The organism is Nodosilinea nodulosa PCC 7104 (genome assembly GCF_000309385.1).
Classification (GTDB): domain Bacteria; phylum Cyanobacteriota; class Cyanobacteriia; order Phormidesmidales; family Phormidesmidaceae; genus Nodosilinea; species Nodosilinea nodulosa.
Window position 1 is genome coordinate 546,488 of sequence record NZ_JH976537.1, and the last position, 16,964, is coordinate 563,451.

11 protein-coding genes are annotated in these 16,964 nt (G+C 61.8%); 10 read left to right on the forward strand and 1 reads right to left on the reverse strand.

Annotated elements, in window-relative coordinates:
• Position 1: 1 nt before the first annotated feature.
• The 9 genes from LEPTO7104_RS0102295 (at position 2) to LEPTO7104_RS0102340 (ending at position 12,953) form a co-directional block, all read left to right on the forward strand.
• The gene (locus tag LEPTO7104_RS0102295) at positions 2-3,709 is read left to right on the forward strand and encodes a DUF6519 domain-containing protein (RefSeq protein WP_017296927.1); all 3,708 of its coding nucleotides are present in this window, start codon (positions 2-4) and stop codon (positions 3,707-3,709) included.
• 159 nt (positions 3,710-3,868) lie between these two features.
• Positions 3,869-5,368: an OmpA family protein gene (locus LEPTO7104_RS0102300; protein ID WP_017296928.1), complete on the forward strand. Its 1,500-nt coding sequence runs from the start codon at positions 3,869-3,871 to the stop codon at positions 5,366-5,368.
• Positions 5,369-5,379: 11 nt separating this feature from the next.
• Complete coding sequence (locus tag LEPTO7104_RS36585) at positions 5,380-7,191, forward strand: eCIS core domain-containing protein (protein WP_017296929.1); 1,812 nt, start codon at positions 5,380-5,382, stop codon at positions 7,189-7,191.
• Positions 7,192-7,282: 91 nt separating this feature from the next.
• Complete coding sequence (locus LEPTO7104_RS0102310; protein WP_017296930.1) at positions 7,283-7,819, forward strand: hypothetical protein; 537 nt, start codon at positions 7,283-7,285, stop codon at positions 7,817-7,819.
• 64 nt (positions 7,820-7,883) lie between these two features.
• Positions 7,884-8,768, forward strand: coding sequence for a hypothetical protein (locus LEPTO7104_RS0102315; RefSeq protein WP_017296931.1), 885 nt, complete (start codon positions 7,884-7,886; stop codon positions 8,766-8,768).
• Between the two features lie 128 nt (positions 8,769-8,896).
• Positions 8,897-10,687, forward strand: a complete 1,791-nt coding sequence (locus LEPTO7104_RS0102320) for an eCIS core domain-containing protein (RefSeq protein WP_225886916.1) — start codon at positions 8,897-8,899, stop codon at positions 10,685-10,687.
• A 130-nt stretch (positions 10,688-10,817) separates the two neighbouring features.
• Positions 10,818-11,240 (forward strand): MgtC/SapB family protein, encoded by a 423-nt coding sequence (locus tag LEPTO7104_RS0102325; protein ID WP_017296933.1) that lies wholly within the window; start codon positions 10,818-10,820, stop codon positions 11,238-11,240.
• A 387-nt stretch (positions 11,241-11,627) separates the two neighbouring features.
• Positions 11,628-12,050: a DUF6335 family protein gene (locus tag LEPTO7104_RS0102335; RefSeq protein ID WP_017296935.1), complete on the forward strand. Its 423-nt coding sequence runs from the start codon at positions 11,628-11,630 to the stop codon at positions 12,048-12,050.
• 9 nt (positions 12,051-12,059) lie between these two features.
• Positions 12,060-12,953, forward strand: coding sequence for a CHAD domain-containing protein (locus LEPTO7104_RS0102340; protein ID WP_017296936.1), 894 nt, complete (start codon positions 12,060-12,062; stop codon positions 12,951-12,953).
• Positions 12,954-12,980: 27 nt separating this feature from the next.
• Here LEPTO7104_RS0102340 and LEPTO7104_RS0102345 read toward each other — a convergent pair whose 3' ends face one another.
• The gene (locus LEPTO7104_RS0102345) at positions 12,981-14,063 is read right to left on the reverse strand and encodes a DUF3616 domain-containing protein (protein ID WP_026072302.1); all 1,083 of its coding nucleotides are present in this window, start codon (positions 14,061-14,063) and stop codon (positions 12,981-12,983) included.
• Between the two features lie 198 nt (positions 14,064-14,261).
• Here LEPTO7104_RS0102345 and LEPTO7104_RS0102350 point away from each other — a divergent pair, with 198 nt between their 5' ends.
• Positions 14,262-16,961 (forward strand): cation-translocating P-type ATPase, encoded by a 2,700-nt coding sequence (locus LEPTO7104_RS0102350; RefSeq protein WP_017296938.1) that lies wholly within the window; start codon positions 14,262-14,264, stop codon positions 16,959-16,961.
• Positions 16,962-16,964: the final 3 nt, after the last annotated feature.

Genomic DNA, 16,964 nt, shown 5'->3' on the forward strand with positions numbered 1-16,964 from the left:
TATGAAAGGCGACTTTTCAAACCTATATTTTGACCCCAGCGATAATTTCAACGGCGTTTTAGACCAGCAGGGCCGGGTCCGCCTCGATCGCGACGGACTGGCTCAAACCCAGATCACCACCCACTGGCAGGACACCGCCGGGGCAGACACAATTGGCCCTAGGGTAATGGCGATCCCCTCCAGCGATGTCAATGCCTTTAAGGTCACCGAGGCCAGCCTCAGCGACGGGCAGTTACTGCTCACCCTGCTGCCGGGCCACGGCTGGGCCGATGGTTTGCTGGTGCATCTCAACGGCGATGAGTCGGTGACGCGGGTGGCCACCTACCTGGAGTCGCCGATTCAATCTCCAGGGGCCACGGTTGACAGCATTGCCGAAAACGTGCGCGATGCGGTGGTGCTGGAAGTGTGGCGCGAGGCGATCAACGGCTTTCAAATCCCCAGTACCCTGATCGAACCCGCCTTAGGAGGCCCCGACACCACAGAGCGCCTGCATACCGCTATGGCCCTGCGGCTGTTTCGGCTCAACCGGGGCCAAAACTGCCAAAACATTGGCCAGTTGCTCCAGGACAATTTCGACAGCCTGGGCAAGCTCACCGTCTCGCTTCAGCCCACCGAGGTGATTGCGGGCGACTGCCCGGTGGTGGCCGGGGGCGGCTATACCGGCTTCGAGCACCTGCTCTACCGGGTCGAAATTGCCCAGGTTGACAGCGGCATTCCCAGCTTTAAGTGGTCGCAGTTTAACGGCGGCCTGGTAGGCCGGGGCCTGTTCAATGCCGCCGATCAAACGGTGCTGATTACCGCCAACCTCCAGGCGATCGCCACCAGCGGGCTCGACCAGTTCTACCTGGAGGCGGTGGAGTACGACCCGCTCTCGCCCGCTACGCCGGGTCTGGGCCACTGGCGGGTCACCTACGGCACCCAGGCCACCCTCAACGGCGACAGCTTGGAACTGGCCGCAGCGCCCCGGTTTGGCACCATCCCCGGCGGCAGCAGCCCGGTTTTCTTTCGGCTGTGGAACGGTATCGGCGCGATCGCCGACTTTTTGCCCCCGGCCCCCGGCGGCGATCCTACCGAACTGCTGGACGGCATTCGCCTGGAGTTTGAGGCCCCCGCCGCCGCCAACTACCGCCCCGGCGACTACTGGACGTTTCCGGTGCGGGCAGGGGAAATCGGCAATCCCGAAACCCTGATCGACGCCCAGCCTCCGATGGGCATTCGCTACCACCGGGTGCCCCTGGCGGTGCTGACCTGGAACGCGGAGCAGACCCTCAGCTTTGACAGCGACGACATCGAAGACTGCCGCGAGGTCTTTAACCCCCTGACCAACCAGCGGGTGTGCTGCACCGTTACCGTGGGCGACGGTCGCGCTACCCACGGCGACGTTGACACCATCGAGGCCGCTCTGCGCCACCTGCCCGCGCGCGGCGGTGAGATCTGCCTGCTGCCTGGCCTGCACGAAACCAACGCCCGCATCGAAAACCGCCGCAATATCAAGATCAAGGGCTGCGACAAGCAGACCCGGGTGGTGCCCCGCGATCGCGAAGCGCCGATCTTTCAGGTGGTCGATAGCGAATGCATTGCGCTGCTGCACATGGATCTGGTGACGCTGGGCGGAACCGCGATCGCCCTGCGCGGCAGCGAAGACGGCACCCTCAAAGACATTGAGATTGGCCACAACCGCTTTATCGCCTGCCAGCAGGCCATCCACGTCCAGCGGGGCAGCGGCATCCACATTCACCACAACCTGATTCGCATGCTCGATAAGGCCAGCGCCGGGGTGGCTATTTACCTGCACGCCGACGACAGCCGCATCGAGCGCAACGACCTGGGCGTGATTCCCACCCTGCGCCTGCCCCCCATCGACCCGCCCGACGGCGAGGAGGTGCCCGACCCCACCGACCCCTGCGCCCAGTTGGAGGTGATTTATACCAATATTCCCTTCTTTACGGCCTATATTGCCCAGATTTGGGCGGTGAGCCTGCTGTTTTTGCCCACCAACCCCTACCGCGCCCTGGGCGGCATTCAGGTGGCGGGCGGCTCGGAGCGGGTGGCCATTCTGGACAACAAAATCAACGGCGGGGCGGGCAACGGCATTGCCCTGGGCACCTCCCTGGCCGACTTTCTGGCGGGGCTTGAACCCGACCCCGATGACACCGTGCCCACCATCGACCATCGGGAACGGCAAATTTGGGGCGGCGTCAGCCTGGACGGGGCGGCCCTGGCCAACATCAGCCTTCAGTTTGAGCCCAGTGATGGAACGCGGCTGACGGCAGTGAGCGGCAGCGCCGGAGATTTTTTGATCACCGCCAGCCCCGGCACCTACGAGGTGTCTGTGCTCTCGCCGGGGTACGCGATCGCCGCCATCACCCCCCAGAGCCGCCAGGAGTTTGGCACCTTTTACCAGATTGAGCTAGAGCGATCGCAGCTCGACCTGGGCGATCTGGTTGCCTTCATCTACGACCTTTCCATTCGCCAAAACACGATCTCGAATATGGGCCTTTCGGGGATTGGGCTGCCCACGGTGGAGTTGCCCGATTTGGCCAGCAACAACCGGGGACGCGATCGCCTGCTCGGCTTCTACGCCCAAATTTTGCGCGTCTTCGGCAACCCCATCCTGGGCCTGGATATTACCGAAAATCATATCTCCCAGTGCTTCCAGAACCCGCTCACCCAGGCGCTGCGGGATTTAATCGGCCAGCGCGGGCTGGGGGGCATTTCCCTGGGCCTCTGCGCCGATGTCGCCATTCACCGCAACCGGATTGAGAAAAATGGCGTGGTCTACACCAAGCCCACCTGCGGCGTCTGGATTAGCTACGGCGAAGAGGTTGCGATTACCGACAACGCGATCGCCGACAACGCTCCCCTGGCCGACAACGCCGACCTGCAACCGGGCCAGCGGGCGGGCATCGCCCTGATTGCCTCTTCGCTCTCAATCTTGAATTTTCTGCTGGGGGAAAAACGCGATCGCGCCGCCCTGGTCACCCACCGCCCCGCCGCCCGCATTCAGGACAACAGCGTCGATCAGCCCGCCGGACGCGCTCTCACCCTGCTGGCCTTTGGCCCCGCCACCCTGCTCAATAACCAGTTCAACAGCGAGCTGGCGGGCCTCACCCCCCTGGAGCGGGCCGTGGGCACCCTGCTGGTGCTGAACCTGGGCGGGCTAAACCAGGCCGGTAGCTTCATCGGCAGCGGTGCAGCGACCAACGCCGCTGGTTTGAGTTCCTTGAGCAACCGCCAGCCCAGCTTCCAGCGCGACTCAATCTTTCGTCTGCCCAACGGCCACACCCTGTTCAACAGCAACCAGACCCGCCAGGGCCTCGACCACCAAAGCCTGATTGCCCAAATGCTCTGGACTGCCGACGATCTGGGCTTTGACGGCAACCAGGCCGAGGCCCTGCCCCCCGGCCTCCCCCTCAGCGACACCATCAGCGCCCTGATCAATACTGCCCTGCTGGGGGCCACCCTGCGGGCCAGCGACAACCGCCTCAAAGAGCCCCTGCGCTCCTCCAAAACCTCGCTTCAATTTTCTCTGCTGACGTTAACTACACTAATGAATACCACCACCATGAACCAGGGCAGCCACTGCATCGTAGCCAGCAACCTGACACCGGGCCGAGATGCGATCGCCAAAGGCAACCAGGTGCTCGACGAGAGTTTCTGCCCCCGCTTTAACGAAACCCAGGACTTCGACGACGCCAACAACGGGTGATGGTTGACCCTACGATTTCTCCTTCAGCGGTGCATTGCTTCGCGTAGGCAAAGCCGGGCCTTTAGCCCTATGCACCCTACGGACCCCTCATCCCCTCATCCCCTCACTCCCCCACGCATCCCCCCATCCCCCCATCCACCCCCCACCCCGAGGCTCCCCATGTTCACCAACCCCCGCGCCAGCGCCAGCCGCACCAACCAAGACCAGGTCGGCAGCCAGCTCCTACAGGCCCTAGCCCTGGTCTCGGGTGCCCAGATAGAAGGACTACAGCAGACCCGCGATACCCAGGTGGCGCTGGGGGCGCTGCTGCAAACCGAGGCCCAGCGTCTAGCGAAAAAGTACGGCCCTGACCACGGGCGTGTGCAGCAGATTAGCGCCAGCCTACAGCGCAACGCCACCGCTGTTCAAGACCTGAACGTGGAGCTAGAACTTATCATCATTCAGCCGCCCGAGGTGGACGATAAAGCCGCCCTGGTGCAGGGTCGGATCAGCGACCAGAATGGCCAGGGCATCGTTGGGCTGATTGTCTTTTTGGGGAATGAGGAGCGCAAGGCCTACCGCTTTTTGGGGGCAGCAGAAACCGACCTCTCTGGGTATTACGCCCTCACCATTGCCTCCGACGCCCTGGCCAAGCTACCGGAGGCCGCCCCCGACGGCGTCTTTTTGACCGTGGGGACGCGCCAGGGCAAGGTGGTCTACCAGGGTTCGGAGGCATTGCAGATCAAGGCGGGCGATCGCCTTACCCAAGAGGCCACCCTCAACCGCACCGAGCTGAGTACCGACGACACCTGCCCACCCGTCGAGCCGCCGCCGCCCGACACCCGTGACTGGCTGGTGCGAGGGCAGGTGGTTGAGGCCAGGACTGGGAAGGCGATCGCCGGAGTGCAGGTCAACGCGATCGACAACAACCGCCGCTTTGACGACAAGCTGGGCTCGGCCATCACCGACGGTCAGGGCGCGTTCCGCATTCCCTACGCCTTTCAAAGCCCTGCCGGAGCGGCACTCGGCCCCGACCTTTACGTAACGGTGATCGACGAAAAAGGCCAGCAGCTGTTTTCTTCCCAGGCCGACCTGCGCCGCAACGCCAGTCGGGATGAGGAGTTTAAAGTGGCGATCGCCCCGCAGACCACCCCCGAGCAGCCCGATTTGGCCCTCGATGGCTCCGTCATTTGGTTTGAGGCCCGTTCTACCAAAACCCGGCAGGATGACGAACGCCTGAACGGCGATCGCCTGCTCAAGCTCGCCATCAAGCGCGCCCAAACTTTTCTGCGCCAAACTCCTACCGGCCAGGTTGCCCTGAACGGCTACGCCAGCACCGCAGACGGCAGCCGCGAAGAAGCCCTGGCGATCTCTCAAAAGCGGGCCGAGGCGGTGCAGGGCTTGCTCGTGCAGTCGAATATTCCAGCGGCTCAGATTTCGGTGACGGCCCACGGGTTGAATGCGACCTACGCCGAGGTGCCGCTCAACCAGCGAGTCGAGATTCTGCTCTCGGCGGGCGGGCCGCCGAGCAATCGCCCCGTCCCCGATCCGGTGATAGCTACCCCCGTTGTCACTCGCCCCGTTGTCGATCCGGTGGTAACCCGCCCGGTGGTCGATCGCCTGGTCACGCGTCCTGGCGTCAGCCCAGTCAACAATCCGGCCAGCCCCGATCGCCCTTGAGAGGTTTCCCTATGGTCCACGCCCTAGCCCAAAAACCCAGCGCCAAGGACGCCGCACCAGCGACGAAGAAACCGCCCTCGCCGAGGGTTGCCCCGTCGCTGTCGTCGCCCGGTCTGCTTCTCCAGCGGCAGACAAGCTGCGCCTGCGGCGGAAAATGTCCCCATTGCGAAAGCAAGCGGGCGCAGCCGTCCAGCTTAAAAATCGGCGCAGCCAGCGATCGCGACGAGCAAGAGGCCGACCGCCTGGCCGAGCAGATTGTGCGCACCTCAGGGAGACCGACTCAACACCCAGAGTCCGGCGGCGATCGAACCGCCCCCGCCACGGTGCAGGAGGCTCTGCGATCGCCCGGTCAGCCCCTCGATGCAGCCACCCGCAACCTCATGGCCCCGCGCCTGGGTCACGATCTGTCCCAGGTGCGGGTGCATACGGGGGCGGCGGCGGCGCGATCGGCGCGGGATGTCAGCGCCAGAGCCTATACCGTCGGCCAGGACATTGTCTTTGCTAGCCAGGAATATGCCCCGGCCACCACCACGGGCCGCAGGCTGCTGGCCCACGAATTGGTTCACACCGTGCAGCAGTCCAGCGGCGCAACGGTCCATCTCCAGCGCACCATTGGAGATGGCCACGACCTCCAGTCACCCCGGTTTGCGGGCGATCCTGTGCTGGAGGCCTGCTTCGACAACGAGCGCCTGCTGCGGTTTGGCAATCAGGGCGCGGCGGTGAGTAAGCTTCAGCAAGCCCTGGTAGACGCTGGCTTTCCGCTGCCGGTGTTTGGCGTCGATGGTATCTTTAAGTCCGAAACTCGCGCCGCCGTGCAAGACTTTCAGCGATCGCACGGCTTAGATCCCGATGGTCTCGTCGGGCCACTCACCATGGCCGCCCTGGATACCCAATTCGCTGCTGCACCGCCGGTCCCGACACCACCGGTCCCGACACCACCAGTTCCGCCAACGCCAGTTCCCCCCACGCCAGTTCCCCCCACGCCGGTTCCGCCAACGCCAGTTCCACCGACCCCAGTTCCACCAACCCCTGCCCCGCCAACCCCGGTTCCTGAAACTATTACGAGCCAGACGGTGGCGACCTCGCCAGGAGCGCAGACCCGCACCACCATTGGCGTAGGCGAGCAAGTCAACCTCACCCATGCCCCCGGCAGCGCCGCCTGGACCACCACGGGCGGCACTCTCTCCGCCGCCAGCGGAGTCACGGTCATCCTGACCGCTCCCGACACAGCCCGGACGATCACCGTCACCGCCGGGGCGGCAACCCTGGCCTTTACCGTCGTTGCCCCCACCTCTGTAACCATGGATCGCCAGCCGGGTACAGGCGTTCAGCACAACGCCAACCGACCCACCTCTGGGATTCAGACGCGGGTCTTCCTTGGCCCGGATACGGTGAACTTTGGCCAGGCGCGCTATCGCGAGCTGGATGTCGCCGGAACTGGCACCGGAGTCTACTCGTGCAACCCAGCCAGTGGCGGCCACTGCGGCGCCGGAGGAGGTGGCGCCGCCTGCCCAGATAAAGCGCTAACCAATACCGTAGTGGCAGGTAAAGGAACGCAGTCCGTCCTGGGAGACTGTGCCCTCTCGGGTGAATGCTGTACAGCCCCGCCGTTTGCAGCGGGAAATATCACCATCAATATTCCCTACGAGTACAAGGTGGGGACTGGTGCATTTCACAACTTCACCACAGTAACCCAGGTGCATACCCTGGCCGCCGATGGCTCGACGCTAACCTCCAGCAAAGCCGGGGCAACGGGGTCAGTAACCGTGCCCGATCCGTCCCTTGCCCTGCCCCAGTGCCCGATTGGGGCATGTCCCCCATAGCAATATGCTCTACGTCTCGATGGCGACAGGATGGTTGTTGGGTATCGGCTGCATTTTGGTTTTACCGTTGGCAGAGCAGGCCTTGGGCACTATGGATTTTACAGATCAGCACTTAGCAGAAAACTTGGCCGCCTTCGAAGCCAATCAAGATCCTGCGTCGATATACCAGGCCCTGGAGCTGATCGAAGCCTCAGAGCGCGATATTCACATTGGAGACACCGCAGCACGCCAGCGGGCCGTTGAGCGGCGACTGCGCTTTTTTGCGGCGCTGGATCGGGCGATCGACCCCAGCTGGAATCCTGAAAACCTACCCGTTCGGGGCGCAGCGCCGCCGCCGACCGATGGCATCGTTTATTCCTCTGGGGAGGTCGATCCGGCGACCATTTCAGATCCGGCGGTGCGGGCCGACTACGAGCGCGCCCTCCAGGCCAGCAAAGACTACGAGCGGTGGTACGACGCCCAGTTTCAGCTGCGGCAGATAGACGATCGCGCCATGCGCTTCTTCGCGCTATTTTTGAGCGAGAAATACACCCACTCAGCGGCAGATCGGCAGGAGTTTGAGGCCCTGCTGGCCGCCTCGCCCGTGAACCCAGTGCGTAAAGAGCGGCTGCGGGCGATCGCCCCCTAAACCCATGCCAATCGAGCCTGTCTACAGCAGCGCTTAATTGCCCCGTCGAACGTCGACCAAGCCGATGAGAACCCTAACCGCCAGACCACCCATCCCAGCTGCGCCGCCGCCGCGACCAGGGAAACGAAGCCGTCTCCCCACCGTCTCCCTCGCCGGGGTTTCCCGGTCTCCAAATCAATGCGCCTGCGGCGGTCACTGCCCTCGCTGCCGTCAGGCTGAAGCCCCGCCCCACGGCCTGAGCCAGGCCGGGCGGCCCCAGAACCAAAATCAAAACCAGAACCAAAACCAGAACCAGAGCGCAAATACCGCCGCCCCGACCCGCTGTGGCACCACCCCCAGCGGCGACCCGCTGGGGCCGACCAACGACCTCAATCGTCGCGGCCAGTTGCGCAAGCGGCCCAAACTCTGCCACGCCCAGTTCTCCAACCTAGAGCTGGGGCTGAATGAGGCCAAACCCGGCCTGCGGGGGGTAAACAAAGGCTCTATTCAGGTGGCTGCCCCCCAGGGTTTAGTCGCGGCGCTGACGGGATGCGATCCGGAATGCCTGGTTTTCCGGCAGTTTGTCAAAATCCGCCAGTTTGAAAACGGCCAGCCCGTCGCCGGCCCAATCGAGTCCTGTAATACAGCCATTCCCGCCAGCAACACGGGAACGAGCTTTTACGAGGAAGCCACCCACTGCTTTGTCAACGCTACCCCAGGGGCCGGAACCCTCTCCTGGGATGACGCGCCGGGGCGCATGTGGCCCAGCCCAGGGGCAGAACCCACCTTTGCCCGGTATGACTTCACCGTGCGCGTCATGATCTGGGACAGCTGCCTGGGCATCCCCAATCAGACCATGGAAGGCTCCTTGACCCTGCTGAAGAATGGCGCACACCAGTCTGCTGCGGTGACTTCTTTCCGCGCGATCGGCAATGACTTTTCCGCCATCAGTCCAACGGCAACCTGCTGACCAAAAAGGCGCATCACTGTTTACACACCCCAGCCATAACCGAGGCGGTACCCCAAATGCCCCATGGATGCATCCACCCAGCCCTTGACAAAGCCAAAGCGCCCAGGTCCCCAGCCTCACCGTTGCCCGTGGTTGCCCCCTTCGCCAGTGAGCCGCTGCTCGCGCGTAAGTCCACCTGCGCCTGCGGTGGCGGGTGTCCCCGCTGCCAGAGCGGGCAGGCGATCGCCCCCAGCCCCCAGACGAAGCTCAGGGTGAGTAATCCGGGCGATCGCGGCGAACGCGAAGCCGATCGCATCGCCGCCCAGGTCGTGGGTCTGCCAGCCCCTTCAACGCCCCATTCCCCAGCGGATTCTCCAACCGTCCCCCCGGTGGTCTACAGCGTTTTAAGCTCGCCCGGCCAGCCGCTCGAACCGGCCACTCGCACCGCTATGGAGCAGCACTTCGGCCAAGATTTCTCCAGGGTGCGGGTGCATACTGGAGCCGCCGCCGCCCAATCGGCAGAGGCAATAAACGCCAATGCCTACACAGTGGGAGACAACATTGTGTTTAACGCTGGACAGCTGGCACCAGCAACGCAGACGGGACAGCTGTTAATCGCCCACGAGCTGGCCCACGTGGTGCAGCCAGCGGGTCAGCAATTAGTCCAGAGAGACGAGAAGCCGCCTCAACCGGGAACCGCCGCTGCCGCCCCCCACCTGGAGCGCCAGGATTCCACCCAGGGGGAGCCCTGCGCCTGCTTAATCGTGATCCACAACAACGAGCGCAAAGCCCGGCAAACCGCTCAGTTAATGCACCAGCACTGCGCCTACAACCTGCTCCTGATGGAGCCGGACAACAAAGACCGAGAGCTGGGCCTACCGTGCATCGACTCGGCCCGCAGCAAGCACCCCAAAGACCCTAACGAGTGCTTTCCGCCCGAGATTGCCGAGCAGTGCATCAACGACGAGGCCTCCTGCGAGCAGTTTTTGAAAGACAGTGCTGGCTCCAAAAAAGCCGCCGACATCATGAAGTTTATGGAAATTTCGCTCTTCCTCAGCATCAAAAAATGCTCCAAGGACTTTTCTCTGCCTGTGGTGGCATTACACAACAATGACATTGAAGATACCAAACGATATCTGGACAAAAAAGACGCTGCCGACGTCGGCAGCCTCAAGCAGGATGTTGACAAAAGCAAAAAGGAGACCGGCGAAGATAAAATCAAGGCGCTAAAAGACGAGCTAGACCGTAAATTTGGCAAAGAAGAATTCAAGATTGGTAAGCAAACATTCACGATTCGCAAGCTGCTGATGGATACACCCGGCAAGACAAACATCTTTCGCTGGTGTGCTTCGGATGCGCTGTCGAAATGCCACATTGGCGATCCGGATAATCCTGACAACGTCGTTTGGGTGACTAACTCAAAAGATTTTGACAAGCTGAGCAAAAAGGATGTCAATGTTGCCCTCCAGTCCGATGCATCCAGCGCCATAGGCACAGATGCAGAAACTGATTTATCAACGCTGTTCCCGACTGTTCAAGAAAAGCTCGGCAATAAATTTGATCAAACTATTAGCAATGCCGAAAAAGGGATGGTCAAAGACCTCGAGGAATTAGTTAATATACTATTAAACTTTATCGACACCAGCAGCGATCAGGATAGTTTTGATGGGTTGCTGGTTCTTGTTTTTGACATTGTGAAACTAAGTCTGCGAGAGCAGCAAATTAAAGCGGCTCAGAAAGGAAAGGCCGCTCTTCAAAACATTCGCTATATCAATATCGAGACGCCTCACAACCTGCCCAAGAAAACCAGTAGCGAAGTTGCCGTTCAAAACTATGACGTCATCGCCGAGGTTTTAAAGCAGCTGGGCTTGCACTGCTGCGGCAAAGATGCGCCCCAGGCGGAAAAAGCCATCAGGCAAGGGCTAGAAAAAGTTAGCTGAGCTGGTGGCCCCACCACTCAATTGATGTTGTAGGGTGTTCGCGGCAGGTGGGAGGTTTGCGCCCTGGGATAGAGATGTTCTTCGTTCATGCGTTGTAGGCTCGTATCCTAGCCTGCGATCGCAGAAGCCCATGATTTCCTTTTCACCGATTCCCTGGATTGCGGTTTTAGGCCGCCTGGGTATAGCCGTTGCCCTGGGGGCTTCGATTGGGGTCGATCGAGAATACAGCCAAAAAGCGGCGGGTTTGCGCACTAATATGCTGGTGGCGCTGGGGGCAGCACTGTTTATTTTAGTCACCATTCAAAGCGGCATGGCCCAGGCCGACAGCACGGCCCTGGCGCGCAGTCTTCAGGGGGTGATTACGGGGGTAGGTTTTGTTGGTGCAGGCTCTATTTTGCGCACAGGGCGGGTGCGGGGGCTGACCTCGGCGACGGCGATTTGGGTGTCGGCGGGGGTTGGTTTGGCTGCCGGACTGGGTCAGTGGCAGCTGGGCCTGTTGGGCACAGGGCTAGCCCTGATGATCTTGCGACTGCTGAAGTTTGCCGAAGACTGAATCTGGCAGCGGCCCTCCGTTTTCCTAAGTTTTCCCAGCTTTAGATCAGGCAGAGTTTGCTGCTGATCAAGCGTGGACAGTGCCCATACTTTCGGCCCCAATACCCTTGACCCCTGACCAATATATACCGATCAGGTGATGGATTTTGCTTTCCCCCATTGCTACGGTGATGGTGCCCATGATGGGTAAAAAACAGGGCGCTAAAACTGCCGATCTAAAGCTGCCGATATTGATGGGACAAAGGTGGTTGGAGGCGCGTTTTTCGGCTCCATCAATCCTCCATCAATAAATTATAAAGCGATTCGACAATACATCGTTTAGCTCTAAAAGTCGTTTGGCCCCAGTCGTTTAGACCCAATTTCGAGAGATATGACTCAAAAGAATTCCATGAACCCGAAGCAATCTGCTGCCGAGCCATCTCGCACCCCGGCGGCTGACATGGCTCCACCCCCGGCCAACGGAGAGGTCATTCATCTGCCCCCCAGTCAGGCGGCGATCGAAGCGGCCCGCACGGGGCGGGAGGAAAGCAGCGATCGCCTGGGGGCTGAGGTACCCACCAGCAGCTATGCCGAGGCCGAGCAACCGCTGACGGCGGGAGATGCCGACGCGATCGCAGCGCGGGCCAGCACCGTCGGCGAAGAGGCGATCGGGGGCACCACACCCACCCCCGATCAAAACAACATAGACGACATTGGTGCCGCTGTGGGCGTCAGCACCCAGCCCGAGCATCCGGTCGGGGTGCTCAACAAAATGAACCGCCGGGATGACAACCGATTCGAGCTCGACCCTGACTCCAAGGATCCCCAGTAGGCAGTCTTCATGGCCTATCGATTTTTTGCCGACAGCACCGTTGAAGCCAACGTTCACCGCATCCTTGGCGAGCAGCTTGAGGGGGCGATTGACCAGCTCAGCAACCAGCTTCAATCAACCCCAGATCGGGCCATTCACGATGCCCGTAAGCATCTGAAAAAGGGGCGATCGCTGCTGCGCCTGGTGCGAAAATCGATGGCCAGAGAAACCTACCGGCTCGAAGAAAATCGGCTGCGCGATCAGGGCAGGCTGCTGGCCCCCTGCCGCGACAGCGAGGTCTATCAGCACACCCTCGACGACCTGCTCGACACCTACGGACTTACCCTAGATACCCACGGCTTTACTGACCTGCGAGCAAGCCTGGCCAAGCGGCACCAGGTGCAGCTGGCAGCCCTCACCGATCGCGATATTCCCATGGCCGCCATCATCGGCGAACTCAGGGGCAGCAAAGCACGGCTCAACCAGCTGGCCCTGGATAAATCGGGATGGGAGGCGCTGGCTAAAAACCTAAAGCGCATTTATCGGCAGGGCCAGGCCCGCTACCAGAGCGCCTGCGACAGCGATAGTCCCGAGGCCTTTCACCAGTGGCGTAAGCGAGTCAAAGATTTGTGGCATGACACTTGTCTCTTGCGGCAGCTGTGGCCCCCGATAATGACGGCGTTCTCCAAAGAAACCCACCGACTGACCAAAATACTGGGCGACGAGCACGACATTACCGCGCTGCGACGCTTTTTGCTCAAGCATTCAGAAGAAGTGGCGATCGAGGAAGTGCAATTGCAAGTGCTGCTTCCGCTGATGGAGCATCGCCAGCACCGGCTGCGGCGACAGGCCAGGGAGCTAGGCCAAAAACTCTACTGCGAGACCGCCGCCGCCTTTACCCACCGGATTGCCGCCTACTGGTAGCCCTAGTTTGCCGCCGTAGCTTTGGCACTAGGGCTGCTCGGGCAGGCGAAATATGTCGGCAAACACCGACTTTTTGTCGGGGCGACGGCTGGGGTCGGGGGAGTCGTAGACCACCATGAGTCCATCGTCGTACCCCAGACAGGGCAGCAGCGTGAGCCCCTCGGCGTGGTCAGAGCCAATGGTAAACGGCAGATCGAACAACACCTTGAGTCGGCCCGACTCCTGACTCCACAGGGTGTGCTCGCTCAGCTCAAGCACATCCTCAAGGCAAAACATCTGCATCGCGCCTTCGATCTCCATAGTTGGACCCGCCAGCACCAGCAGGTCGCCATTGTGCAGACACAGCTCGCGAATGCCCTGGCCGTTGAGGTCGAGAAAATGCTTGCGGTACGGGCAGCCATTGCCCAAATCTTTGAGGTGAAGCGTGCCGGGTTCACTGTCATCTACCTCGATTTCAACAATGATGGCCCAGCCCCGCAGCACCGGACCCCGCAGTCCCAGAAAAATCCGGCTGCCGCTGACCGCAATGCCCTCAATATCAAAACCGTTGTCCTTGGAGGGCAGCTGCATCTTTAAAAACAGCCCCAGATGCTCGTCTTCGGCCAGGGCTTTGAGCAGCTGGTTCTGGCCATTGACATGCTTCAGGCTAGCGGCGGTGAGGTCGTCCTTTTCGCTGTCGGTGGGGGCATAGGTGGGCACAATCTCGCCGTTGAGAACGGGCAGACGGGCCAAAATTGAGCGGTTGGGGTCGTGCTCAATTTGGGACAGGCGCTCGATGTCTTTTTGAGGTTTTTTGCCCTTGGCTCGATTGCGTTTGACGCTGTGGGAACCCACCACCCAGAGATAGCCATCGCAGTAGTCGAGGCCCTCAATATCGACTTCAGACTCCTGATCAAACAGCTGAATAAAATCCTTGAGGTGAAAGGTCTTGTGGTTGCCGTAGAGGCCGTCTCCCATCGGTGTCAGCCGCTCTATGGTGACAAATTCATCGGAGCCAAGCCACAGGTGCCCGTCGGGCGAGCGGGTGACGGCAGATAGCTCAGCGAGCAAATCTTCTGATTCGGTTTGAAAGTTGAGCAGGGCGCGGCTGAGCAAAAATCCGTTGGGCATGGTGGGGCTGGCCAATAGGAATGAATTCAAGATATTAGACTAAGGCAAGATATTAGATTAAGGAATTGGCTCAGTTAAGCCATCTTTCGCCGGAAAGAAATCGCTCTGCGAAGCGCTGACAGTCTACAGGGAGATAGAGGTGCGCAGGTTTAGGCTTGCCTAGGCTAGGGGCAATCTTATCAATCACTAGGAGCCTGAATGAAGAGCCCTGTTTCCACCGCCGAGGTTGTGCAGTCCGAGCCCCACGAGGTGTTGGAGGCCTTTGGCGTGGATGCCGCCCAGGGGCTCAGCGATCGCCAGGTGAGCCGCCAGCGCGAAAAATACGGCTGGAATCGACTCCAGGAGGCCAAGCAGCGCGGGGCGGGGGCAATCTTCATCGACCAGTTTAAAAGCCCAATTATCGGCCTGCTGGCGGTGGCCGCTGTTTTGGCCTTTGCCTTTCAGGAATGGGTTGAGGGTACGGCGGTGGCGATCGCGATCGCGCTCAACGCCATGATTGGCTTTACCACCGAGCTGCGGGCGGTGAAATCGATGGAGTCGCTGCAGGAGCTGAGCCAGACCCAGGCCAAGGTGCGGCGGGGCGGGCAGGTCAAACAGGTGGCCGCCGATCAGCTGGTGCCCGGCGACATTGTGGTGCTGGAGGGGGGCGACATGGTGCCCGCCGACCTGCGCCTGATTGCAGCCTCGAACCTCCAGGCCGACGAGTCGGCGCTGACGGGGGAATCGCTGCCCGCCAGCAAAACCACCCAGCCGGGAGCGCCCGACCTGCCGCTGGCCGAGCAGACCAATCGGGTGTTTAAAGGTACGGCGATCACCCGTGGCTCCGCCGAAGGCATTGTCATCGCCACCGGCATGGAAACGGAGCTGGGCCACATTTCTGCCCTGGCCACCCAGGCGGGGAGCGAGCAGACCCCCCTGGAGCAGCGGCTCGACCAGCTGGGGCGGCGGCTGATCTGGGTGACGCTGGGGATTGCGGCGGTGGTGGCCCTGGCCGGAATTGTGCAGGGCAAAGACCTGATGCTGATGGTCGAGACGGCGATCGCCCTGTCGGTGGCCGCCGTTCCCGAGGGATTGCCGATTGTGGCGACGGTGGCCCTGGCCCGAGGCATGGGGCGCATGGCCAAGCAAAACGCCCTGATCAGCCGCCTTTCGGCGGTGGAAACCCTGGGTTCGACCAGCATTATCTGCACCGACAAAACCGGCACCCTGACCCAAAACCGCATGACCGTCAGCCAAATTGTGGTGACGGCGGGCACTGTTCAGGTCGGCGGCGACCCGGCCTTTAGCCTGGAGGGCCAGAGCGTCGACCCCCAGCAGCACGATGCCCTGCGGCAGCTGCTCCAGGTGGCGGTGCTCTGCAATAATGCCGAGCTGCCCAGCCCAGACGCCCCGGAGCACCACACCATTGGCGACCCGATGGAAATTGCCCTGCTCAGCGTCGGGCAGCGGGCCGGCATGGACCGCTGCCAGCTGCGATCGCACTGGCCGGAGGAGCGCGAAGTGGCCTTCGACCCCGACGTGAAAATGATGGCCACCTTTCACCGCAACGAGCACGAGGGCGAGCAGGACTATTGGGTGGCCGTCAAGGGCGCTCCCGAGGCGGTGCTGGAGCGCTGCACCCACCACTGGATCGACGGGGGGTGTCAGCGCTTGGATCAGGGCAGTCGCGATCGCTGGCAGCAGCGCCTCCAGACCACCGCCGAGGCCGGCCTGCGGGTGCTCGCCTTTGCCGCCAAAACCGTTGACTCAGCCGACGCCGAACCCTACGGCGACCTGATGCTGCTGGGCGTCATGGGGCTGGAAGATCCGCCCCGCCCCGGCATTAAAGACGCCATCAAGGCCTGCCATCGGGCCGGCATTCGGGTGGTGATGGTGACCGGCGACCAGCAAATTACGGCCCGCAACATTGGCCTGGCCGTGGGGCTGGTGGGCGATCGCGAAGCCCAGGCCCTCTCCGGCAAAGCGCTCAGACCCCTCGACGACCTCACCGACCAGCACCGCCAGGAGCTACGGCAGGTCTCGATCTTTGCCCGCGTCAGCCCCGAGCAAAAGCTGAACCTGATTGCGCTGCACCAGGCCGACGGCGCGATCGTGGCGATGACCGGCGACGGCGTCAACGATGCCCCTGCCCTGCAAAAGGCCAATATCGGGGTGGCCATGGGCCAGCGCGGCACCCAGGTGGCCCAGGAGGCCGCCGATATGGTGCTCCAGGACGACTCCTTCGCCACCATTGTGGCGGCGGTGGCCCAGGGGCGGGCCATTTTCCGCAATATTCGCCAGTTCACCCTCTACCTGCTGTCGGGCAACACCGGGGAAATCATTGCCGTCGCCCTGGCCTCGGTGCTAAACGGGCCGCTGCCGCTGCTGCCCCTGCAAATTCTCTATATCAACGCCGTCAACGATGTGTTCCCGGCCCTGGCCCTGGGCCTGGGTGAAGGCGACGACACCATGATGCAGCGCCCGCCGCGCAGGGGCAGCGAGGCCGTGCTCACCCAGGATCACTGGGTCGCGATTGGCCTGTATGGGCTGCTGATTGCAGGCACTACGCTAGGGGCCTTTGCGATCGCCCTCCAGGTCTGGCAGCTGGACGGCAGCGAGGCTGTTACCATCTCCTTTATGACCCTGGCCTTTAGCCGCCTCTGGCACATTTTCAACATGCGCAGCCGGAACACCGCCGTGCTGCATAACGAGATCACCCGCAACCCCTACGTCTGGGGTGCCCTGGCCATCTGCACCCTGATTCTGCTGGCGGCGGTTTACGTGCCGGGTCTTTCCGACGCGCTGGGCACCACCGGGCTGTCGTGGCGGGCCTGGGGTCTGGTGTTTGGGGCCAGCCTGATTCCGCTGGTGCTGGGGCAGCTGTCCAGGGTTTTGCTTGAGCACAGAGGTAAGCAGTAGCGC